The sequence below is a fragment of the Microbacterium sp. NPDC055599 genome, from assembly GCF_053618975.1.
Window position 1 is genome coordinate 129,494 of the sequence record NZ_JBSHIM010000002.1, and the last position, 23,691, is coordinate 153,184.

The 23,691-nt window shown below is 70.3% G+C and carries 21 protein-coding genes and 1 tRNA gene; 2 read left to right on the plus strand and 20 right to left on the minus strand.

What is annotated here, in order from left to right; all coding sequences use genetic code 11:
* Positions 1–38 precede the first annotated feature (38 nt).
* The 11 genes from ACWGQ1_RS02170 to mpaB all read right to left on the minus strand — a co-directional run bounded on the left by ACWGQ1_RS02170 (position 39) and on the right by mpaB (position 8,695).
* On the minus strand, positions 39–800 hold the full coding sequence (locus ACWGQ1_RS02170) for a hypothetical protein (RefSeq protein ID WP_452312265.1): 762 nt from the start codon (positions 798–800) through the stop codon (positions 39–41).
* Positions 770–1,498: an ABC transporter permease gene (locus ACWGQ1_RS02175; protein ID WP_136037038.1), complete on the minus strand. Its 729-nt coding sequence runs from the start codon at positions 1,496–1,498 to the stop codon at positions 770–772. Before ACWGQ1_RS02175 ends, ACWGQ1_RS02170 begins: the two co-directional genes overlap by 31 nt.
* Entirely contained in the window at positions 1,495–2,217 is a 723-nt protein-coding gene (locus ACWGQ1_RS02180; RefSeq protein ID WP_136034221.1) for an ATP-binding cassette domain-containing protein, read from the minus strand. The genes ACWGQ1_RS02175 and ACWGQ1_RS02180 overlap by 4 nt, the downstream gene beginning before the upstream one ends.
* 7 nt (positions 2,218–2,224) lie before the next feature.
* On the minus strand, positions 2,225–3,823 hold the full coding sequence (gene mpaP / locus ACWGQ1_RS02185; RefSeq protein ID WP_247637622.1) for a daptide biosynthesis intramembrane metalloprotease: 1,599 nt from the start codon (positions 3,821–3,823) through the stop codon (positions 2,225–2,227).
* Positions 3,824–3,881: 58 nt separating this feature from the next.
* Positions 3,882–4,709, minus strand: coding sequence for a daptide-type RiPP biosynthesis methyltransferase (mpaM, locus tag ACWGQ1_RS02190; RefSeq protein ID WP_136034218.1), 828 nt, complete (start codon positions 4,707–4,709; stop codon positions 3,882–3,884).
* 61 nt (positions 4,710–4,770) lie between these two features.
* Entirely contained in the window at positions 4,771–4,890 is a 120-nt protein-coding gene (mpaA3, locus tag ACWGQ1_RS02195; protein ID WP_323131762.1) for an MpaA3 family daptide-type RiPP, read from the minus strand.
* 36 nt (positions 4,891–4,926) lie between these two features.
* Positions 4,927–5,052, minus strand: a complete 126-nt coding sequence (mpaA2, locus tag ACWGQ1_RS02200) for an MpaA2 family daptide-type RiPP (RefSeq protein WP_275090548.1) — start codon at positions 5,050–5,052, stop codon at positions 4,927–4,929.
* A gap of 38 nt (positions 5,053–5,090) precedes the next feature.
* Entirely contained in the window at positions 5,091–5,225 is a 135-nt protein-coding gene (mpaA1, locus tag ACWGQ1_RS02205; protein ID WP_275090549.1) for an MpaA1 family daptide-type RiPP, read from the minus strand.
* Positions 5,209–6,348 carry a daptide-type RiPP biosynthesis dehydogenase gene (gene mpaC, locus ACWGQ1_RS02210; protein WP_240753239.1) on the minus strand — a complete coding sequence of 380 codons (1,140 nt, stop codon included), beginning with the start codon at positions 6,346–6,348 and terminating at the stop codon, positions 5,209–5,211. Before mpaC ends, mpaA1 begins: the two co-directional genes overlap by 17 nt.
* Before the next feature lie 59 nt (positions 6,349–6,407).
* Positions 6,408–7,667, minus strand: coding sequence for a daptide-type RiPP biosynthesis aminotransferase (gene mpaD / locus ACWGQ1_RS02215; RefSeq protein WP_136045748.1), 1,260 nt, complete (start codon positions 7,665–7,667; stop codon positions 6,408–6,410).
* Positions 7,664–8,695 (minus strand): daptide biosynthesis RiPP recognition protein, encoded by a 1,032-nt coding sequence (gene mpaB / locus ACWGQ1_RS02220; protein ID WP_136045749.1) that lies wholly within the window; start codon positions 8,693–8,695, stop codon positions 7,664–7,666. Before mpaB ends, mpaD begins: the two co-directional genes overlap by 4 nt.
* 193 nt (positions 8,696–8,888) lie before the next feature.
* Here mpaB and ACWGQ1_RS02225 point away from each other — a divergent pair.
* Positions 8,889–8,976 (plus strand) — tRNA-Ser (locus ACWGQ1_RS02225).
* Positions 8,977–9,142: 166 nt separating this feature from the next.
* On the opposite strand, the gene ACWGQ1_RS02230 is transcribed toward ACWGQ1_RS02225, so the two are convergent.
* From ACWGQ1_RS02230 to ACWGQ1_RS02250, 5 genes are all read right to left on the minus strand, one after another.
* Positions 9,143–9,760 (minus strand): GNAT family N-acetyltransferase, encoded by a 618-nt coding sequence (locus ACWGQ1_RS02230; protein ID WP_205812784.1) that lies wholly within the window; start codon positions 9,758–9,760, stop codon positions 9,143–9,145.
* A 20-nt stretch (positions 9,761–9,780) separates the two neighbouring features.
* Positions 9,781–10,425: a phosphatase PAP2 family protein gene (locus ACWGQ1_RS02235; RefSeq protein WP_206252914.1), complete on the minus strand. Its 645-nt coding sequence runs from the start codon at positions 10,423–10,425 to the stop codon at positions 9,781–9,783.
* A 30-nt stretch (positions 10,426–10,455) separates the two neighbouring features.
* Entirely contained in the window at positions 10,456–11,826 is a 1,371-nt protein-coding gene (locus tag ACWGQ1_RS02240) for a multidrug effflux MFS transporter (protein WP_378802686.1), read from the minus strand.
* A 156-nt stretch (positions 11,827–11,982) separates the two neighbouring features.
* Positions 11,983–13,134, minus strand: a complete 1,152-nt coding sequence (locus ACWGQ1_RS02245; protein WP_247637627.1) for a cystathionine gamma-synthase — start codon at positions 13,132–13,134, stop codon at positions 11,983–11,985.
* A gap of 54 nt (positions 13,135–13,188) precedes the next feature.
* On the minus strand, positions 13,189–14,565 hold the full coding sequence (locus ACWGQ1_RS02250) for a cystathionine beta-synthase (protein WP_452312266.1): 1,377 nt from the start codon (positions 14,563–14,565) through the stop codon (positions 13,189–13,191).
* Positions 14,566–14,728: 163 nt separating this feature from the next.
* Between ACWGQ1_RS02250 and ACWGQ1_RS02255 the strand changes: the two genes are divergently transcribed.
* Positions 14,729–15,727 (plus strand): glycerophosphodiester phosphodiesterase family protein, encoded by a 999-nt coding sequence (locus ACWGQ1_RS02255; RefSeq protein WP_452312267.1) that lies wholly within the window; start codon positions 14,729–14,731, stop codon positions 15,725–15,727.
* Between the two features lie 128 nt (positions 15,728–15,855).
* On the opposite strand, the gene ACWGQ1_RS02260 is transcribed toward ACWGQ1_RS02255, so the two are convergent.
* From ACWGQ1_RS02260 to ACWGQ1_RS02275, 4 genes are all read right to left on the minus strand, one after another.
* On the minus strand, positions 15,856–19,500 hold the full coding sequence (locus ACWGQ1_RS02260; RefSeq protein ID WP_452312268.1) for a fibrinogen-like YCDxxxxGGGW domain-containing protein: 3,645 nt from the start codon (positions 19,498–19,500) through the stop codon (positions 15,856–15,858).
* 393 nt (positions 19,501–19,893) lie between these two features.
* The gene (locus tag ACWGQ1_RS02265) at positions 19,894–20,856 is read right to left on the minus strand and encodes a carbohydrate ABC transporter permease (RefSeq protein WP_136034362.1); all 963 of its coding nucleotides are present in this window, start codon (positions 20,854–20,856) and stop codon (positions 19,894–19,896) included.
* Positions 20,853–21,992, minus strand: a complete 1,140-nt coding sequence (locus tag ACWGQ1_RS02270; RefSeq protein WP_136034364.1) for a carbohydrate ABC transporter permease — start codon at positions 21,990–21,992, stop codon at positions 20,853–20,855. The genes ACWGQ1_RS02265 and ACWGQ1_RS02270 overlap by 4 nt, the downstream gene beginning before the upstream one ends.
* 108 nt (positions 21,993–22,100) lie before the next feature.
* Positions 22,101–23,417, minus strand: coding sequence for an ABC transporter substrate-binding protein (locus ACWGQ1_RS02275; RefSeq protein ID WP_136036965.1), 1,317 nt, complete (start codon positions 23,415–23,417; stop codon positions 22,101–22,103).
* Between the last annotated feature and the right edge of the window lie 274 nt (positions 23,418–23,691).

Genomic DNA, 23,691 nt, shown 5'->3' on the forward strand with positions numbered 1-23,691 from the left:
TACGTCGCCGACCTGACCGCGGCCGGGGTCAGAGGCGGTCACGTGACGTCGCGGCTCAGGAACGCGAGGCTCCCCCCGCCGACGGCCGCGAGCACCCAGGCCGCCGTCAGCCCGGCCGGGAAAAGGCCGTACAGCTGATCGCCCGTGGAGAGCCCGACGGCGGTCACGTCGAACCCGAGGGTCTGGAGGAACGCGAGCAGCGGAAGACTCGCGGCCCCGGCGCTCCAGAACAGCGCGACGAGCGTCGCGACCCCGAGCGACAGGGACGTGACGAAGAGCGCGACGAGGTGGGCCTGGACGATCATCCCGATCCCCACTCCCCACAGGCCGGCGAGGGCACCGAGCGCGAGAGTGGCGCCCACCGCCGCTGCGTCCAGGGGAATGCCGCCCATCGTGGCCCACAGCACGACGTGGCCGCCGAGGAGTGCGACGAGCGCGACGGCCGCTCCCCCGATCGCCGACGTCGGCAGCCGGACCAGAAGGACCGCCCACCGCGGCAACAGCATCAGACGCTGCGCGATGACGCCGTCGCGCCGATCGACCGTGTACCGGAACGAGCCGTAGACCGCCGCGAGAACGGCCGCGGAGGTCGCCAGGACGGTGTGGAGCGGCGCGGTGAGGGTGTCACGGACACCGGCAGGGGCATCCGCGAGCTCTGAGGGAATGCTCGCCGCGAGCGGGAGCGAGATCACGAGCGCCGCCACCGCCGCACCGAGCAGTACGAGGTCGCCGCCGACGTCGCGCGCCTGCGCACGCAGAGCCCGACCGATCACGCGACGGCCCGGCGTCCTCGCGCCCACGCGATCCCGACCAGACCGCCCGTCCACACGAGCGCGACGCCCAGCGCCGGAAGGAGGTCGAGCAACCGCCCCTGATACGCGGGGGCTCCGATCGCGGCGAGGACCATGCCGGGCGAGTACCTCGCGACCTCCGGCGCCGTCCGCAGCAGCGCGAACTCCACGGCCAGCGGATAGGCGAGGAGGATCGCCGCCGTCACGTAGTAGTTCCGGGTGATCCAGCCGATCGCACCTCCGAGGAGAGCGCCGAGGACGGCGCCGACGAGCGCGCCTCCGTACATTCCCCAGGCGTCGTCGCCGAGGACGAAGGACTGCCCCTCCCGTGTCAGGAGGATCGCGGCGGCCGCCGTCCAGAGCACGCAGATGACGAGAGAGGTGCCGACGGCGACCAGCGCCCCCGCCACGAGCTTGCCCGCGAAGGCGCGCCGGAACCCCACGGCGACGAGGGTACGGTCCATCGAGCCGTAGTAGTACTCGCGGGTGACGGTGTAGGCGCCCACGAACGCGGCCGAGAGGGCCGTCCAGGCGAGGGGCTGCAGAACCTGGAGTGTCGCGGCGGCGGGCTCGAGGCCCGCGAGGTCGAAGTGCGAGCCATCCGAGCAGAGAACGTACACCGGCAGCAGGACGGCGACCAGGAAGATCGCGAGCACGGAGAAGCCGCTCACCGAACGCAGCAGCTCGCTGCGAATCACCGACGTCACGCCGACACCCCCTCGATCAATTCGAAGTACCTGCTCTCCAGCGACTCGGCGTCGCTCGTGACGAGATCCCGCAGCGGCCCCGCGAACAGGGCGCGACGCTTGAGCACGACCACCTCATCGACCACCTGTTCGAGCTCGGGAAGCTGATGGCTCGCGATAAGCACCGTGCCGGCACGGTCGGCGAAGCTCCGTAAAAAGCCGCGAAGCCAACGAATGCCGTCCGGATCCAGCCCGTTCGCCGGCTCATCCAGGATCAGTGTCCGCGGCGAGCCGACGAGCGCGGTCGCCAAGCCCAGTCGCTGCGCCATCCCCGTCGAGTAGGTCTTGACGCGGCGGCGGGCGTCGGGCGCGAGTCCCACCTCGTCCAGCACCTCATCCACGCGCTGCGACGGAGCCCCCGCCGCCAGCCGGGCGATCTCCAGATGCCGTCGCCCCGTGATGCCCACCTCGAACCCGAACCCGTCCATGTGGACTCCGACGTGCGTCGCGGGGTTCTCCAGCGACGCGAACGGGCGGCCGTCGATGAGGCACTCCCCCTCCGTCGGTCGCAGCAGCCCGACGATCGCTCGGAGGGTGGTCGACTTACCCGCCCCGTTCGGGCCGAGCAGCCCGACGATCGACCCGCGCGGCACCCCGAATGAGAGCCCATCGACCGCCGCCCGATGGCCATACCTCTTGGTGAGCCCTCGGACCTCGATCGCCCGATCCTTCCTGTTCATCCTTCTCCTACCTTTCGTCCATGAGAGTCGACAACGGCTCGGTCACTCCCGCCGTCCAGAGCGCGTGCCACAGATCGGTCGTTCCCAGATGAGCACGCGCCTGCCCGGTGCCCGGCGGGGCCGGGTGGTCTGGGGATAACTCGACGACGCCGATACTCACCGCGGCGACGGAGACGTCGGGGGCGGACACGGGGACCAGCGCGTCCAACGGCACCGTCACCGGGGTCGGGGACCGGTGCACGACCGTCCCGGTGCCGATCACCGCGCTCCCGAGGATCCCGCTGGTCATCAGGTCGACGCGGGTGCCGTCGGGGATTCCGGAAGCGCGTCCTCCTCCGGCCTGCACGAGCGACATCCGGCCGTCATGCGTCCAGAAGCCGAGCGTGACCGTGCGTGGCACGGGGATCAGGGCACCGGCGATGACGACAGCGCCGGTCATCACGGCGAGCACGGTCGCGAATCGGACTCGGGACACTCCGGCCCGGAGCACGCGCACGAGCGCCCGAAGCACGATCGTCAGCCCGGTGATCGCCACGATGACCTCCAGAGCGAGCGTGAGGACGGAGAGCACCGGGCCGCCCGCGGTACCCGCCTTCGCCACCCGTGCAACAGCGAGGAACACCAACACGCACGGCGTGAACAGGCTCGCCAGACCGAACGGCACGCTCCACCACGGCGGCACTCGCTTCTCCGACCGCCCACCCCCGAAGAGGAGCCGGACCAGGCGGTCCGAGGCATCGCGGATCGTGCGTTCGCGCAGATTCGGCTCGTCGAGAGCACTCATGAGCGCGATGTATCCGTCGAAGCGCACGAAGGGGATGAGATTGATCAGGACGATGAGGACGCACGAGACACCCGCCAGCAGCACGGCCTGACGAAGCTCGGACGGCGGGAGCGCGAGAGCGGCGACCAGAGCGACTCCGGCGGCCACCACGTGCACGGCTGGTCCGGCGAGGGCGACCGACACGCGTTGCCCACGGTCGCGGAGACGCCAGCCGTCCGTCACATCGACGAAGAACGCGGGAGCGAGATAGAAGATCATGAAACCGGCCCGACGGGGCGTGCCGCCGAAGCCGGTGAGTGTGAGGCCGTGGGCCGTCTCGTGGAGCAGGGTGAGCAGCCCGAGCACGATGACGGTGCCGAGGAGGGCGGCCAGCGGCACCGGTGTCACGACGACCCGGACGACATCCGCCGCCTGAAGAAGGGCGGCAACAGCCCCGAGCCCGGCCATGACGACCGGGATCAGCATCACCCTCTTGGGAAGCGACGGGAGCAGACGGTGCAACCGTCGGAAGAGCTCGGGCGCACGCAGGGTCGCGACCTGCAGGGTGAGCGGGGCACGATACGACAGCCGCCCCGGCGGGATTCTTCCTGCGCCCTCCAGCAATCCGCTCGCTCGGAAGCGCTCGACGAGTCGAAGGAAGCTTTCCGAGGACTCGGACGGTGCGAAGCGGGTGCGGAGGACGTGGAGCGGTGTCTCGCCGTCCATCGCCTCCAGCAGATCGACGACGGAGCGCGAGACCCGCGACGTCGGAACGCCGTGCACGGACGCGACCCACACCGCGTCCTCCCCGACACGTTCGAAGGAGACGTCTGCGGAGCGCACGGGACGGTCCTCGGCACCCAGCGGGGCGGTCCCGCGAAAGCGCTGCCGGTGGGGCGGCTCAGGCGACGGCATCGTCAGCCGCGATCGTCGTGGAGGAAACCGCGGACGTCGTCACCATCACGATCTCCGCACCCTGCGGAGACCGTACGGGAGAAACGTTCGGTTCCTCGAACCCGGCGTCCGCGATCTCACGGCAGATCTCATCCAGGCCGAGAACCTGCAGGCGGCTCGTGAACACCGTCACCCTTCCCCCCGGTACCAGATCGTCCGCGCGCAGCCAGTTCACGAGTCGGGCGGAGCCGTCGTCCTCGATCTGCTGGCTGAACAGATACCTCTCCGCGCCATCCGGCCCCGGGACCCAGATCTTCTCGGTCCTCGTCACGCGCAGTTCCGCTTCCGCGATGGCCCCCGCCAGCGTGAATGCGAAGAGACCGCCCGGAGCGAGGTGCCGCCGAACGGCGGCGTACAGCGCAGCGCGGTCTTCCCCGTTCAACAGGGTGAGAGAGGTGGCACCCAGGATGACCAGGCGGAAGCGTCGCGCGAGCGTGAAGTCGCGCATGTCCGCCACGACGCACTCCACGGCGGATTCCCCCGGGAGGACGTGCCGCACGAGGGCCAGCATGTCGGCCGACAGGTCGAGCGCGATCACGCGCCGGCCCGAGCGCACCAGAGGGATCGTGAGCCGTCCGCTTCCCGCCGCGAGGTCGAGGATCGGACCCTCGGTCTTCCGCGCGAGCGCGAGCACCTCCCGGATCTCGGCACGATCGGAGCCGACGAGCCGTTCGTAGAAGGTACTGCCCGCAGCCGCGTACAGGTCCTCCGGCACGGCGTGCGCGCCGACCGCGCGGAGCCGTGCGGCCACCGCCTCCGTGATCAGATCTGCCATTCGTCTTCGCCTTCCCGGTGTGAGCGGGCGCGGGCCCCCGCCTGCGGCCCGCACCCTTCTGTCAGGTGGCGATCGCCACCGCCCCGCCGATGATGGCGATGATGTAGCTGGCGTGCTCCCACCACTCCATCGGTGTGTCGAGTTGCTCGAGCTCCACGAACTCGATCGATGCCTTCTGCACTGTGCACCTCCTTGGGCACTCGTCCGAGTGCGTCTCCTACGTCAGAGCGAGGATCCCGATGATCACTCCGACGGCGAAACCCCGCATGAAGTCATCGCCGTCGTTGAGCGCGTCCATGGCCTCGAGTTCTGTGAACTCGAGCGTCGGCGTCGCAGCGTGCATGCTCACCTCCCTTCGCTCTCTCCCGCCGTCAAGTCAGATCACGTGGCCATCGCCGCGCCCGCACCGATGAGGATCAGAGCACCGATGACGCCCTTGTAGAAGCTGTCCCAGCTCGGGGCCTCCATGGGATCCAGCTCTTCGAATCGGATGCACGTGTCACTGCGTGGTTCCATCTCGTTCACCTCCTTCCTTCGTCGATCGTCCGGCTTTCGCCGCTGCGTTTCGGAGGCTCCATCTGCCGTCGCCCAGCACAGCGCGGAGGTCTCCCGCGTCGAGCCCGTGGAGCATCGGCCGACGCCCGCCCCACGACTGCTCGGCGGCCTCGGCGATGCTGTGCAGGAGCGCTGCGGCCGGCCGGGGCGGACTCGGAATCCGCCACCGCTCGAGCAGCGCGTCGATGCCGTCCGCCGGGTCGAGGGGAAGGGCCACCGCGTGAGCGACACGCGCCCAGAAGTCCGCGAGACTCTCCCGGTCACCCCAGCGAGCGTCGCCCGCTCCGATTCGGCGCCAGACCGCGCCGATGACCGCCGCCGTCGCGACCATCTTGCGCACGCCCAGGTGAGAGGAAACCTCGTTCGCCAGATACCAGTGCCGCGCGCTGAAGGGATCGCCTCCACGCAGCGCCGCGCTGCGCTGCGTGGCTCCGCTCAGACGCGCGAGGCGCTGTCTCCCCGAGGGCGATCCGGCGTCGTGCGCCGCGGTCTCGAGCAGGGCCCTTCCGAGAGCGACGGCGTCGCTGTCGGCCCTCGGGCTTCGTTGGACGCTGGTCGCCGCACCCGCGATGCGCAAGAACGCCTCCAGCGCTCCCTCGCGCACCGCACCCGGGCTGAGGGTGGAGAAGTTCCACGGGTCGACCAGGGCGTGGCGGGGGCGGAGGGCGCGGCCGACGATCAGTCGAGAGCCCCGTTCGTTCGTGAGGATGCCGACGCCGTTCGTCTCCGACGAGGTCCCCAGCGTCGTCGGCACGGCCACGAGGTCGACGGGCGGGAGTGCGTCGGGCAGGACGGTGAGCGCGGACAGCCGCGCGTGCCCGATGGCGTAGTCGAGGAGATGACCCCGGGCCAGCGCGAGCGCGGCGATCTTGCCCGCGTCGAGGATGCTTCCACCTCCGACGGCCACCACCACCTCCGGCGGGCGGTCCATCATCTCGCGAGCGATCGCGAGGACCGCTCTGACATCGGCGCGCCCGGTGTCGAGTGTCCGCGTGCGCACCGAGCGTCCGGTGGGAAGCGGGAGCACCGCGGCCGGATCTGCGATGACGAGCGCCTCACGCCCTGCCGTCAGCTGACGCGTCATCCGACGGGCGATCCCCGGTCCGTGCCAGAGAGTCGGAACGCGACCCGCGAATCCGCTGGTCATGAGAGCGCCCCACGTGCCTCGGCGAGGCCGGCGCGGACGGCGGTGTCGACCTCTCGCAGCTCCGGCGCGCCGAAACCGTACGCCGGGATCAGCTCGATCGCACTGGGCCCCGGATGCACGACGACACCGTGATCGGCGATCGCGGAGACGACCCGCAGGACGGCGGCTCCGGAGAGCTCCTGACCGTGCTCGTCACGAAGGGCAAGCCCGACGAAACACCCGCGACCGGTGCTGTCGGCGATCAGCTGCTCCGTCTTCCACGACCGCACCAGGTTCTGCAGTTCGACGGCCAGCGCCTGTGTCGCCGACTCCACGTCGATACGACGCAGCTCATCGATCACGGCGAGGATCGCTGCCGCGCACATCGGGGTCCCCGCTTGCGTCTCCCCGTGCACGAACGTCCATCCGCCGTCTGTGAATGCGACGGCGATCTCTTGCCCCACCAGGAGTGCGGCGGCCCCCATCGCGCCGTTGGTCAACGCTTTCGACAGGATGAGCACGTCGGGTGCGGCGGGCCAGGTGTCGGTCGCGAACATCGTGCCCGTGCGGCCGAAACCCGTCGCGACCTCGTCGGCGACGACGAGGAAGCCGTACTCCTCGCGCAGGGCGAGAAGGCGATCGACGAACGCGTCGGAGAGCGCGTGCGCGCCGCTGCCCAGGATCGGTTCCACGACGACCGAGGCCACCCGCGAGCCCTCCCGTGCCATCAGGGTCGCCAGCTCCTCACCGTCGTCGTGCGCCGACACGTGCCGCACGGAGCGGCGGTCGACGGCGTACACGGACTGCAGGAGATCGTCACCGCTCAGGGCGTGACTGCCGTACATCGTGCCGTGATAGCTGCCGCGGAGGCCGACGCTGATCGTCCGGTCCCGGCGCCCCTTCTGCGCCCAGTACTGGCGGACGAGTTTCATGGCTGCGTCGTTCGCCGCCCCGCCGGAGGTGGAGAAGATCACGCGGCGGTAGCGGAGCGAGCCGGCGAGGTCGATGAGAGCGTCCGCAGCGTGTTCGGCGTAGCGATGCGGAGCCCGGAAGAGGGAGAGATACGAGGCGTCGCGGCTCGCCCGACTCACGGCTTCGGCCACGGCAGGGTTGCCGAAGCCCAGCGGGACGTTCCACAGCCCGCTCGTCGCACAGAGCCGCGTCGAGCCGTCCGCGAAGGCAATCCGATGACCCGCGGCTCCGACCGCGACCCGGTCCGGCGCGAAGGTCGTGTCCGCCGGCAGCATCGAGGTCCAGAGGGCGTGCGGCGCGCTCACCGCACGGCTCCTGTCGTCGAGGACGAGTCGACGGCTCGCCGCCCGCAGTGCACGCCGAGCGCATCGATCGCTTCGAGGCAGAGCGAGAGCGCCTGGGACTTCGGCACCTCGAGCTGTCGCGCCACGCGCGCGGCCGCACTCTCCGTATCGCTGGACGTCTGCGTGACCGCCACGACCCTGGCCGTGTCGGGGGACAGCAGCTGCCGGCGCCGCGTCGTGAGATCCGCGAGCAGAAACCCGTCCCCCGTCTCGAGGAGAAGCGGATCGGCGGTCCGGGGTTCGGCATCGCAGAGCCCGTCGTCGAAGGGCGTCCAGCCGAAGCCCGCGATCGCCGCGTCGGTGCTCGCGAGGGAGAGGGTTCTCATCAGCTCCAGTGCCGTGAGGTATCGCCCGACCCAGCCCCGCGTGCGGAGGTCGTCGAGCACCCTGTCTCGGGGCATGACTCCGCCCACCAGGGCGGCCCCCGGCAGCGCTGCAGCGAGAAGAGACGGCAGCTCGGTGACCGCACCGACCACCTCGCCCTGCATGCCCGCCGAGACCCGCCCGTCGCTGCGGACGCGGACGGCACTCGGACGCATCAGCGCTACGGGAGAAGCGAGCGCGACGCGGTCCGCGAGGAGCACGCGGGCATCGAGCAGGGCGGCGGGAAACACGCCGGTGCGTCGAGCGAGCTCCGCATCGTCGAGGAATGCCCGCCAGCTCGTCTCATCGGAGAATCCGACGACGATCGGTCCCACGATCTGTACGAAGGCCGCCGCGATGTAGTCCTGGCGCTCGACGCCGTGCGGGCCGAGGAACAGCTCATCGCCGATGTCGTCCCACCCACCCCCGTAGCGGATGACCTCGGCGTGGGTCTCGCACGGCTCACTCCCATCCGGCAGGAAGACCGCGTCGCGGCCTTCGGCGGCCGCCAGGACCTGGCGGGCGGGGGCGTTCCGATCCACGAAGAACACCCGCGAGTAATGATGGCGCTCACCGGTTATCCACTCGCGCAGAGCGCGCGCACCGAAGATCTCATCGCCCGACATCAGGGCGTCCCTCTTTCTTGCGCTCGCATGATTCCCCCGGGGTGCGACCTCCCCAGTGTCGGTCGCGTCCTCACTTGAGGTTATACAGCACCCTCGTGAGGTGCAATATTACACATCTGCCTCTTCGGATGACGTCCCCGGGCCCGGTCACGCGCACCACATCGCATCGGATAGGATGGACAGGTTGTTCCCTGGTGACGTGTCCGAGCGGCCGAAGGAGCACGCTTGGAAAGCGTGTGTTGTGCAAGCAACCGCGGGTTCGAATCCCGCCGTCACCGCCAGAAAGCCAGAAGGGTCTCCGCGCCAGCGGGGGCCCTTCTGGCTTTCTCCCGAGCATCGTGGGATTCGGGGAGGAGTGAGCGCAGCGAGCACCGGAGTCCCGCGTCACCGCCAGAAACGAGAAGGCCCCCGACGTTGCGGGGGCCTTCGTCGTCGGATGGGGAGGCGTCAGCGCGCCCCGGCCTCGTCATCGAAGCGCACGCCGTAGGTGATGCCGCCGGGGGTCTCCGCGAGACGGGTCATGCCGAGCCGGTCGTAGAACGCCGCCGCACCCGCGTTGGCCGGATCCATGCCCAGGTGCAGGGCGGGCACACCGCGGCGGCGGAGCTCGTCGAACAGCGTCTCCACCAGGCGTCGCCCCATCCCCTGCCCCTGCGTCTCGGGCAGCAGGTCGATGTGCAGGTGGGCCGGGTACGCGGCGGCGTGCGGCTCGGCGCCGGGCTCGCGCGTGTAGGCGTAGTCGATCAGGCGGCTCTCGCGTCCGTCCACGGCCTCGGGGCGCGGGTAGCGCTCGCGGAACGGAGGCCACCACACGTCGCGGAACCAGGCGTAGAACGCGTCGGTGTCGTCGGTCGCGACGAGGTAGCCGATCGCCCGGCCGTCGTCTCCCTCCACGACCCACGCGAGGTCGGGGTGGCGCTCCACGTACGGCACGGCGAACAGCGCGCCCCACAGGTCGTCGTCCGACAGGATGCCGGTGGCGTCACCGCCGGCATCGGCGGTCTTGAGACAGATCTCGTACATCGCGGCACGGTCGGTGGGCCGGTAGGGGCGGATACGCGCCACGGAGCACTCCTCGGGTCGGGTCAGGTCTGGCTCAGCCTATCGGCGCGGGCCGCACGGTCCGCCACGTCGGCGCGCACCCACGGCAGCAGCCAGGCGGCGAGCGCCAGCACCACACCCGCACCGACGAGAGCGCCGCCGAGCGTGTCCGTCGCCCAGTGCACCGACAGGAACGTGCGCGACAGCGCCATCGCCAGCACCCAGACCGCTCCGGCGATCGCCGTCCAGACGCGGGGGAAGAGGACCCAGACGACCACCGCGATGGTCGCGGCGTTCGCGGTGTGCCCGGACGGGAAGGAGCCGTAGTCGCTCACCACGAGCATGTCGTCGGGACGAGCGCGCCCGAAGATGTTCTTCAGCAGCTGCACCGCTCCGGCACTCGCGAGGAAGCAGATCGCTGCGAACAGCGCCCCTCGCCAGCGCCGCAGCAGCAGGAGGATCAGGATCGCCAGGAGCGGGACCCCGAGGATGGCGACCCAGCCGCCACCGATCCAGTTCAGCACCAGGGCGAAGTCGAGCATCCAGTCGGCACGGATGCGCACGATCGTCTCGTTCCACCACCGGTCGAACCCGAAGGTCTGCGGGGAGGTGAGCACGACGACCGCGCCCAGTGCGGTGGCCAGGAGCAGGCAGGCGACGCCCCACCAGAGCAGCATCCGTCGATTCATCGTCCTATTCTGACCGATGCTCGGGCGACCTCAGGGCGTCAGCATGCCGACGGTGCGCGGGCGCACCACGAACCACAGGGCGAGGATGCCCACCGCGGCGCAGCCCACCATGACCGAGGCCATGGTGGTCGCGGTGATCCCCGCGTCCTGCGAGATCCAGCCCACCAGCGGCGAGATGAGCCCCGCGACGCCGAAGTTCGTCGCGCCGATGATCGACGCGGCGGTGCCTGCGGCCTTGCCGTGACGGTCGAGCGCGAGCACCTGCACGTTCGGGAACGTGAAGCCGCAGGCGGTCATGAACACGAACAGCGGGATCACGGTCCCCCACAGGCCGAGGCCGAGCTGGTCGGTGATGACGATGGCGGAGGCGGCGAGTAGCAGCACCGCAGTGGAGTACGCCATGACCCACTGCGGCCCGAAGCGCGCGGCGAGGCGCGACGCGGTCTGCACGCCGATCACGACGCCGAGGGAGTTCACCGCGAACAGCAGCCCGTACTGCTGCGGGTCGAGCCCGTGCGTCACCTGGAACAGGAACGGCGACGCCGACAGGTACGAGAACAGGCCGGAGAACGTCATGCCGCCGATCACGAGCACCCCGAGGAACACCCGGTCGGTCAGCACGGACCGGTACCGCTCGCGCATGGTCGCGCCACCGGGGTCCTTGCGTCGCGCGACCGGGAGGGTCTCCCGGATGAACAGCACCGTCGAGACGAGCATCACCACGCCGTAGGCCGCGAGCACGCCGAAGATCCCGCGCCAGGGCATGAGCGTCAGCAGCCACGAGCCGATCAGCGGGGCGATCACGGGTGCCACGCCGGACACGAGCGCGAGCCGCGAGAGCATCACCACCAGGCGTCGCCCGCCGAACAGGTCGCGCACCACGGCCATCGCGACCACGCCGCCCGCCGCGGCGCCGATGCCCATCAGCACCCGGGCAGCACCGAGCAGCGGCAGGTCGGGGGCGAACGCGGCACCGAGGCTGGCCAGCACGTGCAGCGCGGTCACGGCGATGAGCGGAGTGCGGCGGCCGATCTTGTCGCTGAGCGGTCCGACGATGAGCTGACCGAGCGCGAAGCCGATCATGGTGCCGGTCAGGGTGAGCTGGATCGCGGCGGCCGTGGTCTGGAAGTCCTCCTCCAGCACGGGGAACGCGGGCAGGTAGAGGTCGATCGTGAACGGCCCGAGGGCCGTGAGGGCTCCGAGCAGAATGATCGTGAGCGTGCGACGTCCGAGCGGGATCGCGTCGCCCGGGTGCAGCATGATCGGCGCGGTGGCCGGGTTCGATCCGAGCGTGCGGATGGCGCCGGTGGGCGACGAGGTGCGGATGCTGCCGGTCGCGGTGCGTTCGGGCGCGGGCCCGGGGGTGGTCGGAGTGCTGTCGGTGCGAGGGGCGTCGGACACGAGGTCCTTCCAGAATCGGCGGAGCGTGGTCGAATCGATTCGGCCAGGGGAACCCTTCATGCTACCGTCGCCGCCTCGTCCAGCGGGACGGCAAACGCACCCCCGGAGCGCTCCGGGGGTGCGTCGTCGATCCCGTACGGGGAGTGCTGAGGCCGGTCAGCCGAGGCGCGCGAGGCCCTCCTCGAGATCCGCGATCAGATCCGTGACGTCCTCGATGCCGACCGACAGCCGCACCACGTTCTCGGGCACCGCGAGCTCGGTCCCGCGCACCGAGGCGTGCGTCATCTCGGGCGGGTAGCCGATCAGCGACTCGACCCCGCCGAGCGACTCGGCCAGCTGGAACACGCTCGTGCTCTCCGCGAACGACCGCGCCGCCTCGGCACCGGCCGCGAGCCCGAGCGACAGCATGCCGCCGAAGCCGCTCATCTGCCGCGCCGCCACCGCGTGACCCGGGTGCGACGACAGGCCCGGGTAGTACACCTCGGCGAACTCCGGTCGCGCGGCCGCCCACTCCGCGATCGCCTGGGCGTTCTCGGAGTGCTGCCGCATGCGCACCGCGAGGGTCTTGATGCCGCGGGTGGTGAGCCAGGCGTCCAGCGGCGCCGAGACCGCACCCACCGCGAACTGCTGGAACTTGACCGGCTCCACGAAGCGGTCGTCGCCGAACACCACGGCCCCGCCGAGCACATCGGAGTGCCCGCCGAGGTACTTCGTGGTGGAGTGCACGACCAGGTCGGCGCCGAGCGCCAGCGGCTGCTGCAGCGCGGGCGACGCGAACGTGTTGTCCACCACCACGAGCACCCCGGCCGCGTGGGCGATCTCGACGATCAGCGCAATGTCGACCACCTTCAGCAGCGGGTTGCTCGGCGTCTCCAGCCAGACGATCCGCGTCTCGGGGCGGATCGCCGCCCGGAGGGCATCCGGGTCGGACAGCTCGGCGGTCGTGGTGACGATGCCCCACGGCGCCAACACCTTCGTCAGCAGACGGTAGGTCCCGCCGTAGACGTCGTTGCCGAGCAGCACGTGGTCGCCCGGCTTCAGGATGCCGCGCAGCAGCGCATCCTCCGCGGCGAGCCCCGACGCGAACGACAGCGCGCTCACGCCGCCCTCCAGAGCCGCGAGCTGCGTCTCCAGCGACGACCGCGTCGGGTTGCCCGCGCGGTTGTACTCGTAGCCGTCGCGGAAGCCGCCGATGCCGTCCTGCACGTGGGTCGAGGACTGATAGATCGGTGGGATGATCGCCCCGGTGGTCGGGTCGGGCGCTTGGCCCGCGTGGATGGCTCGGGTGGCGAAGGCGTGCTCGGACATGTCTTCAGCCTACGACCGGGCTTCGCGCGCCGACGGCCCCTGTTACGCCCCGCGTCAGCGCGACAGGTACGCCAGCAGGTCCTGCCGGGTGAGCACCGTGTGCGGCTTGCCGTCTTCCGTCACCAGCAGCGCGTCGGCCTCGGCGAGGGCCGCCCTGGCCTGCGCGACCGGCGCGTGGATGCCGACCAGCGGCAGCCGCTCCCCCACGTGCGCACCGACCGCATCGCTGGGCTCGGCGTCGCCGCGGAACAGCAGGTCGAGCAGGCCCTTCTCGTCGACGGTGCCCACGACCTCGCCCATCATCACGGGTGGCTCGGCGCTCAGCACGACGAGCTGCGACACGTCGTACTCCGTCATCATGCGGATCGCCTCCAGCACGGTGTCGGTGGGATGCGCGTGGACGAGGTCGGGCAGCCCGTGTCCCGTCCGCGACGGGCGGGCGGCCAGCACGTCCGCGACGGTCTCGCCCTCCTCCACCTCGCTGAAGCCGTACGAGCGCATCCAGCCGTCGTTGAAGATCTTTCCGAGGTAGCCGCGCCCCCCGTCGGGCAGCAGCACGACCATCACCGCCTCCGCGGGCAGGTCGCGGGCCACCCGCAGGGCGCCGACCACGGCCATGCCGCTCGACCCGCCGACCAGGATGCCCTCCTCGCGCGCCAGCCGTCGAGTCATCGCGAAGGCCTCGGCGTCGCTCACGGCCACGATCTCGTGCGGCACGGAGGGGTCGTAGGCGCCGGGCCAGATGTCCTCCCCCACGCCTTCGACCAGGTACGGCCGCCCGGTGCCTCCGCTGTAGACGCTGCCCTCTGGATCGACGCCGACGATGCGCACGCGGCCGTCCGACACCTCGCGGAGGTAGCGCCCCGTGCCCGTGATGGTGCCGCCCGTGCCCACTCCGGCGACGAAGTGCGTGACCGTGCCCTCGGTGTCGCGCCAGATCTCCGGCCCGGTCGTCTCGTAGTGGCTGCGCGGACCGTTCGGGTTCTCGTACTGGTTGGGCTTGAACGCCCCGGGGATCTCCCGCGCCAGCCGGTCGCTCACGCTGTAGTACGACTCGGGGCTGTCGGCGGCGACGGACGTGGGCGTGACCACGACCTCGGCCCCGTACGCGCGGAGCACGTCGATCTTGTCCTCGCCGACCTTGTCGGGCACGACGAACACGCACCGGTAGCCGCGCTGTTGTGCGACCAGCGCGAGGCCCACCCCGGTGTTGCCGCTGGTGGGCTCGACGATCGTGCCGCCGGGGGCGAGGTCGCCGTTGGCCTCGGCCGCATCGATGATCCGGGTCGCGATGCGGTCCTTCGCCGAACCGCCGGGGTTGAGGTACTCGAGCTTGACGAGCACCGTGCACGCGATGCCCGCCGTGACGCGCTGGAGCTTCACGAGGGGCGTGTCGCCGACCAGGTCGACGATCGATTCTGCGTAGGCCATGAGCCCAGAATACGGCGGCACCACGGCGCCCACGCGGGTGTGACGACGCCGACGGGCCGCCCGTCGTGGCGGGTATACCGGGTGATCGCCGCTGCGATGCTAGCCTGCCCGCGCGGCGGGGAGTCCATCGGAAGCGGCGGGGACCCCGTGAAGGAGCACCACCATGTCCATCCGACCATCGAGCCCCTGGATCCGCGCCGCCGCCGCCCTGGCCCTCGGCTGCCTCCTGCCGCTCGCCGCGGCCACCGGCGAACAGGCTCTCGCCGCGAGCGGGTCCCCCGCGCGACCGGCCACCCGCGACGCCGGCACCTCCCCCGACCGTCATCGCCACGAGCCGCTCATCATCGCCCATCGCGCGGGCACGGCCGACTACCCCGAGAACACCCTGGAGGGCATCCGCGGCTCGCTCGACGACGGCGCCGACGGACTCTGGCTCACGGTGCAGCTGTCGAAGGACGGCGTGCCGGTGCTGTACCGCCCGGTCGACCTCGCCGCGAACACCGACGGCACCGGCACGGTCGCGGAGCACACCGCCGACGAGCTGACCGGGTTGAACGCCGGCTGGAACTTCCACCCCCGCGGCAGCACCGACACGCCCTACCGCTCGGGTGCGGCACTGCTGCCCACCCTCCGCCGGGCGCTGGCCGAGGTGCCGGCGGATCGACTGCTGTTCCTCGACCTCAAGCAGGCGAACCCGGAGCCGCTCGTGCAGGCCGTGCTCGCGGTGCTGCGCGAGACCCACCGCACGGCGAACACGGTCGTATACTCCACCGACGCGGTAGCGAGCGGCGCGGCCAGGACGGCCGGAGACGTGCAGGTCGCCGAGGACCGCGACCTCACGCGCGAGCGGCTGCTCGAGATCGCCCTGGCCCACCACTGCGACGCGCCTCCGGCCGCGGGGACGTGGATGGCGTTCGAGGACCGGCGGACGGTCGCCGTGAGCGAGACGTTCACCTCGGGCACCGCGACGACCGAGGTGGAGGTGACGCCGTGGGACCGCGAGTCGGTCGCGTGTCTCGACCCGAAGGACCGCGTGAACCTGATGGTGATCGGCGTGACGGACGCGGAGCGGTACCGCGAGCTCGGTCGCCTGGGCATCGACGCCGTGCTGGTCGACTCTCCCCGCGACGCGGTGGCGTGGCGAGACGGCCGCTCCCGCTGAACCGGCACGGGTATGACCGAAGGGGCCGGGCACCTGGTGGTGTCCGGCCCCTCCGTGTGCCCCCTCGGCTTCGGCTTCTGTTCCTCCTCACGACCGCGGCGGGTGCCGCGGCGCGTGTCCGTGGCGGGTTATCGCGGCATGGTGAGGGCGGCGTCGAAGGTGAGGTCGGGTGTGCCGCGGTAGTTGGCGTGGACCGACGCGGCCAGCACGTTGGTCCCCTCCTTCACCAGCGTCGCCGGAACCTGGAACGTCACCCGCGCCCCCGCCGCGGTCGTCGCCCGCGGCGCCGCCGTCGCATACGTGTTCTGCGTGATCGACCCGGCGGGCAGGTTCGCCCGCCCCAGCTCCACCCCGTTCAGATACAGCACCACCCCGTCATCGGCGATCACCGACACCGTCCCGTCCTTCACCGACGCCGCATCCGACACGGTGAACGACGTCCGGAACTGCGCACTCAACGGGTTCGTGGCCAGGTTCGACGGATCGATGTTCGTCGCCACCGTCGCCCCCCGCCCCAGCACGCCCTTGCCGACTGCCCACGACGACGCATCGAACCCTGTCGTGTTCCAGTCGCCCGGCAACGCATCACCGGAGTACCGCCACGACCAGGCCGACCCGTTCGGCACCGACACCGCCGGGCCCACCGGAGCCGCAGCCGTCGTCGTCGCCTGCACCGTCGCCGGAGTCGACGCCACCCCCGCAGCCGACACCGCCGTCACCGCATACGTATACGCCGTCCCCGCCACCAAACCGGTATCCGTGAACGAGGTCGCCGGGGCCGTCACCGTCCCCACCTTCACCCCGTTCCGCGACACCACATACGACGCCGCCGCCGTCGAACCCGCCGGAGCCGTCCACCCCAACGCCACCGACGTCTGCGCCGTCGTCGCCACCAGACCCGTCACCGCGGCCGGAGGTGCCGCCCGCTCGCCCGTGAACGCCAGGTCGAACCCGAGGTCCGCGGTCGTGCGGTAGTTCGCGTGCACCGACACCGCCAGCACGTTGGTGCCCTCCGACAGTGCGCCGGCCGGAACGGTGAACACCGCGCGCGTGCCCGCCGCCGACGACTGCGTCACCGCCGCCGTCGCGTACGTGTTCTGCGTGACCGCGCCGGCCGGCATCCGCACCCGCCCCAGCTCACGGCCGTTCAGGTACACCACGGCGCCGTCGTTCGCGATGAGAGAGACCTTCGCATTCGTCACGCTCGCCGCACTGGTCACCGTGAACGTCTTGCGGAACTGCGCGCTCAGCGGCTTGGTCGCCAGGTTCGACGGATCGATATTCGTCGCCGCCCCCGACACGCCCCGCCCGAACAGCGCCTTCCCGACCGGCCACGACGACGCGTCGAACGTGGTCGCGTTCCACGTGGCCGGCAGCGCGTCCGACGAGTACCGCCACGACCACGAGTCCCCGTTGCCCACGAACGTCAGCGCGTTCGCCGGGGCCGGAGCGACCGTGAACGCCGCCGTCGACGCCGACCGGTTGCCCACCGCATCCCGCGCCCGCACGAAGTAGTTCGCGGCGGTCGAGGTCACCGGCACGGTGTACGAGGCCGAGGTCGTGGAGGCGATCACACGGTTGCCCTGCAGCACCTCGTACGTCACACCCGAACCCGCATCCGTCGACGCGCCCCACGTCAGCGTCGCCGTCTTCCCGTCTGCCGATGGGGTCGACGACACCGCCCCCGGGGTCGTCGGCGCCACCGCATCCCGCGGCGCGAAGCGGATGAACCCGCCCGACCACTGCTCCGCACCACCCGGAAGCTGCGACCGGTTGAAGTCGCCACCCACCCACAGGGTGCCGGTGCTGTCGAAGAACGTCCCCCACGCGCCGTACCCCGCACGCGCCTCCACCATCGGCGACCAGTCCGGGATGTAGGTGCCGGACTTCGCGTCCCACGCCCCCACCAGATTGATCTTGTCCGCCCGGCTGAATCCGCCGACGAGCGTCTGGCTGTAGGCGTCGTCGTAGACGTAGTCCCCGCAGTGGCAGCCGCCGATCACCACGGAGCCGTTGGTCTCAACCGTCTGCATGTCGCCGCCCACCTGCGTGATCCAACCGCCCACGCGCTGGAGCGTGTTCCGGTCGTACGAGAACATCGAGTGCTGCGAGCCGCCCATCCACACACGCCCGCCGACCTCGATGATGCCGAGCTGCCACACCGCGTTGACGTACGCGCCGTTCTCGTCCTTGCGGTCGTCGCTGAACTCCGGCGTCCAGGTGGTCGCCAGCGGTGCGCCCGCCGTCGTCTGCAGCACCGCGGCCGACGGCGCCGGGGTCGACGACTTCATCAGGAAGTAGCCGGAGAAGTACGCGCGGTCGCCCTGGGCGTTCGCGTCGACCGAGGCCGCCGTCCCGTTGAGGTTCGCGTTCCACGCGGTGTCGGGCTTGCCGGTGGCCAGCACGATACGGCCGCCGTTCCACGCGCCGCCCGTCGTCGGTGTCGTGCCGACGGAGGTCAGGTGCGTGAACGAACCGGCGACGTACAGGTAGCCGCCCTGCACGTCCAGGTCGCGGACGAAGGGGACCGCACCGGTCGCGCGGTGCTCGACCTTGACCTGCCAGCCCGAGAGCTGCCCGGTCGCAGGATCGAGGATCGCCAGTCCCGGCTGCGCCACCCCGTTCACGGTCGAGAACTGCCCGCCGATCGCCAGCCGGCCGTCCGGAAGCGCCTGCACCGACTTCACCTGTCCGTCGAGCTTCGGCCGGAAGGTCGGGACCCACGCGCCGGTGTGCACGTCGAACGCCGCCAGGTACGGCTGCGGCGTCTGCCCCGCGCCGTCCTTGGTCTGCTGCACGTTCAGGAAGTTGCCGCCGACGAAGACCTTTCCGGCGACCTCGCCGAAGTCCGAGACCTCGACGTTCGTCTCTCCGGACTGGCCGTTGGCGAGCCCCGAGACCCCCCACGACGTCTTCACGGCGTACGAGCTCGGGATCGACGGGAGCGTGCTCGCGGGCGTGCCCGTGGTCGGGACGGCACCGAAGTCGAGCGTCGACAGGGTGAGCTGCGGCCGCAGGAACACCTGGGCGAACGGCGTCGCGTACCCCTGCCCCGCCGGAGCCCACAGGTAGGAGGACGCGTCCGTCGTGCCGGTCACCGCCGAGCCGTACGCCCAGCCCATCCGGTAGCCGTGCGTGGCCCGCTGCGAGAACACGACGTTGTTCATGCCCGCGTCGTCGTTGAAGGCGGCGGTCACGCCGCCGGTTCCCGTGGTGTCGATGCCGCCGCTGATGCCGAAGCCCCAGTCGGCGAGGTCGTGCTTGGCGCCGAAGGTCCACTCCCAGCGGTCACTCTTCGCGAGCGAGAACCGCACCTCCTGCCAGGCACTGCCCGCGGCGTTGGTCGCGCGCCGCACGCGGATCCCGTCGGGCAGAGCATCGGGGCGGCCGTTGTTCAGCAGGCCGTCGACGGTCTTGGCGGGCAGCTCGGCCGGAGCGAACGCGGCCGTTCCCGTGGGCGTGTTCGCCACCTGATCCGGCGTGCCGAGACCGTTGTAGCTCTCCTTCCACGCCTCCCGACCCCGGCCCACGAGCACCCACCCGCCGCCGTCGGTCGTCTGGTCGCAGTAGAACTGCTGCGGGTAGACCAGGCCCGGCGTCACCAGCCAGTACACGCCGTCCGCCGCCGCCGGGTTGTTCTGCTTGATCTCCCAGCACGACGCCGCCGCCGTCTCCTGCGTGCGCCCGTCCGGGCCCGAGGCGACCACCGCCGACGCCGCGCCCGGCGTGAGCAGGGCGCCCACCACTGCGAGGGCTGCGATGGCAGCCCCCATGACCGCGCGGCCTCCCCAGGCGCGCGCGCGATTCCCCACGATGTTCATCTGTTGTTGTGTCTTTCTGGCTTCCGACATCAGCTCTCGCTGCGGACGCGCCGCCGCGGCACACTCCTGCCACGGCGAAACGCAGACACGACACTGCAGACTGCCGGACCGGATGCCCCAAACATCCGGACCGGATCGCTCCACCCCCGAGCGGACGTCCCCAGATCGTCCCTATGCCATGAGACGGGATCGGGAGCGGTCCATTACGCAGAGACACCCGTTCCGATCATGTGAAGTTCCTGCATGCCGCCGCCGGGACGCCCCGCCGAGCCTGTCCGCGACACACGGAAGGGGCCGGCCACCGCGACGGTGACCGGCCCCTTCCGGCGAGCGCTCCTGTCTCGACTACCCCTTGGTGGACCCGGCGAGCAGGCCGCGCACGAAGTAGCGCTGCAGCGCGAAGAACACGATCAGCGGGATGATGATCGACACGAACGCACCCGCCGTGAGCAGGTACCAGTCGTTGCCGCGCGTCCCGGTGATCTCGGCCAGCAGCTTCGTGATCGGCGCGGCCGCTCCGTCGGCGAACACCAGCGCCACGAGCAGGTCGTTCCACACCCACAGGAACTGGAAGATCGCGACCGAGGCGATCGCCGGCATCGTCAGCGGCAGCACGACGCGGAAGAAGATCTGTCCGCGCGAGGCACCGTCCACGCGGGCCGCCTCGATGATCTCACCGGGGATCTCCGACATGAAGTTGTGCAGCAGGTAGATCGCCAGCGGCAGCGCGAACATCGAGTGCGCGATCCACACCTGCGCGTAGCCGTCCGATGCTCCGAGCGGCAGGGTCACCTGCAGACCGAACAGGTTGAGGCCGCGCGAGAACGAGCTGAGCAGCGGCACCAGCGCCATCTGGATCGGCACGATCTGAAGCGCGAACACGAAGATGAACAGGGCATTGCGGCCCTTGAAGTCGATCCACGCGAACGCATACGCCGCCATGGCCGCGATCATCAGCGGCACCACGGTCGCCGGGATCGTGATGGCGATCGAGTTGATGAACGACTCGAGGATGGTCAGCTGCGTCGTGCCGGACTGCAGCACATCGACGTAGTTCTCCAGCGTGACCTGCGGGTTCGTGAAGAACGTCCACCATCCGGTCGACTGGATCTCGTCGCGCGGACGGAACGACGAGATGAACAGCCCGAGCGTCGGGATGGTCCACAGGACCGCGATGACGATCGACGCGGCGGATGCCCACGGACGGGACAGCTTCTTCCTGGCGCGTCCGGCGGCGCCGTCGAGGCCACCCCCGGTCGTGACGGCGCGCGTGCTGGCCGGGGTCTCGGTGCCTACGGTGTCGGTCATCGGATCTCCCGCTGCTTCTTGATCTGGCGCGCGTTGTAGATGACGATCGGCAGCACCAGGATGAACAGGATGACGGAGAGCGCGGCGCTGCGCCCCGCCTCGAACTTCGAGAACTGCGTGTACATCTCGTTCGCGAGCACCGACGTGCCGTAGTTGCCGGCGGTCATGGTGCGGACGATGTCGAACACCTTCAGCGAGGCGATCGAGATCGTGGTGAGCACGACGATGAGTGCCGGGCGGATCGCCGGTACGGTCACCGAGATGAACCGCTGCCACGCGTTCGCGCCGTCGAGCTCGGCGGCCTCGAGCAGCTCGGCCGGGACACCCTTGATGGAGGCCGACAGCACGACCATCGCGAAACCGGTCTGGACCCAGATGAGCACGACGATGAGGAACAGGTTGTTCCACGGCTGGTTCAGCAGCCACTGCTGCGGCGTCCCGCCGAACCACACCAGGATCTGGTTCAGCAGACCGATCTGCTCGAACTCCGGTCCGCGGTACTCGTACATGAACCGCCAGATGATGCTCGCGCCGACGAACGAGATCGCCATGGGCATGAACACCAGCACCTTGTAGATCTTCTCGCCGCGGGTCCTGTCGATGAAGACCGCGTACGCGAGACCGACGATCGTCGACACCGTCGGCACCAGCAGCACCCAGATGATGGTGTTGACGACCGAGGTGATGCCGTCCGACTGCGTGAAGATCCACACGTAGTTGGCGAACCCGACGAACGTGTTGCCCGAGGAGTTCCAGAACGAGGTGTACATGGTCTGGATCGACGGGAGGATGAGGCCGACGAGCAGGAGCAGCATCGCCGGAGCCATGAAGGCGACGAGCTGGATCAGGTAGCCCGCTCCATCGCGGGACCGGTAGTCCAGGAAGAAGAAGACGGCGCCGACGAGGACCGCGACCCCCATCGCCCAGTAGTAGGAGTTGAAGAACCACATCACGGCGAGCGGGATGAGCAGGCACATCGCCAGCCGGATGATGGTGTACTGCGTGCCCCGGCGTGGAGCGATGTCCACGAGCAGCAGGATGATCGCCACGACCACCGCGAAGGCGATGACCACGGCGACGGCCTGCAGGATCGGCGGGAGCGAGCCGATCCATTGGAAAAAGACTGTCGCGTTCACGGATTCCCCTTACGTCACGCGGATCGGATCACGGCGCCCACGTCGATGTGGGCGCCGAGGGAGCAGAGGGGCCGCCCCTGGTGCGGGGCGGCCCCTCTTCCCCCGGGATCAGCTGGAGGGCCAGCCGGTCTCGATCTGCGTGAGCACCTCGTCCGTCGAGGTGCCGTTGACCCACGCGACCATGCCCTTCCAGAAGGTGCCGGCACCGACGGCACCGGGCATCAGGTCGGAGGCGTCGAAGCGGAACGTGGTCTCCGGGTCCTGCAGGATCTTGATGGTCTCCTGGAGGATCGGGTCCTTGGCGTTCGCCGGGTCGAGCCCGTTGTTGGCCGAGGTGACGCCGCCGAGGCTCACGCGGCTGTTGGCCCACTCGGGGCTGGACAGGTACGCGAGCACCTTCTGCGTGGCCTCGGACTCGCTGAACGCGCCGACGATCTCACCGGCGCCCGTGACGGCCGTGTCGCCCTCGGACTCGCCGGGGAGCATGAACGCCCACACGTCGCCGTCCTCGGCGATGTTCGTGCCCTCGGGGAAGAAGCCCGACAGGAACGAGGCCTGGTGCGTGAGCGCGCACTCGCCGGCGGCGAGCTTGGGTGCCACGTCGCCGAACGCGGTCGAGTTGATCGAGCGCACGTCGCCGAAGCCCGCGTTGACGTTGGCCGGGTTGAGCAGGATCTGTCCGACCGAGTCGAACGCCTGCTTGATCTGCGGGTCGGTGAACTTCACGTCGTTGGTGACCCACTGGTCGTAGACGTCGGGTCCGGACTGGCGCAGCACGTAGTCCTCGATCCAGTCGGTGCCCGGCCAGCCGGTCGCGGTGCCGGACTCGAAGCCGGCGCACCAGGCGGGCGTGCCCGTGGCGGCCTGGATCTTCTCGGTCAGCGCCGTCATCTCGTCGAGGGTCTTGGGGACCTCGACGCCCCACTCCGCGAACTTGGCGGGCGAGTACCAGATCCAGCCCTTGACGTTCGCCATGAGCGGCGCACCGTAGAAGGTGTCTCCGACCGTGCCGTAGTTCACCCAGTCTTCGGTCCAGTACTCGTTGGCGTTCTTCTCGACCTCCTCCGGGGCGGGCTTCAGGAAGCCGCGGTCGGCGAAGTCGGCGAACAGACCCGGCTGCGGGAAGATCGCGATGTCCGGCGGGTTGCCGCCCTGGGCGCGCGTGCCCAGCTGCGTCTCGAAGTCCTGGCTGCCCTCGTACTTGATGGTGATGCCGTTCTCGTCGGCCCAGTCCTTCCAGGACTCCTGGAGGAGTTCCGCCTCCGAGTCGACGATCGTGCCGTAGATCGTGACGGTGGCGTCGTCGCCTCCGCCGCCTCCGGTGCTCGGCGCACCTCCCGGAGCCCCGCAGCCGGCGAGGGCGATGCCCGCGACGCCCATCAGGGCCAGCGGCACGACCAGCCGGGAACGCTGTGACAGAGCCATGTGAATTCTCCTCTTCGAGTACAGGGTCCCGCTGTCCGTCGCCAGCACCGGCGTCGATTAGGGAACCGATTCCAGGCCAACATACTGGCGGCCCGCTCCCCGCACAACACGCAAGGGTCACAAGCTCGCAACCATTCCGATGCGCCGCCTCGTCGCGGATGGGAGCGCTCCCTCCGGATCCGTGTGGAACCGGTTCCTTTTCCACGGTCGAGCCGCTACGCTGTCACCCGGCGAGCCCGGGCGTCGCCGTCCCCACATCGAAGTGGACCCTGGT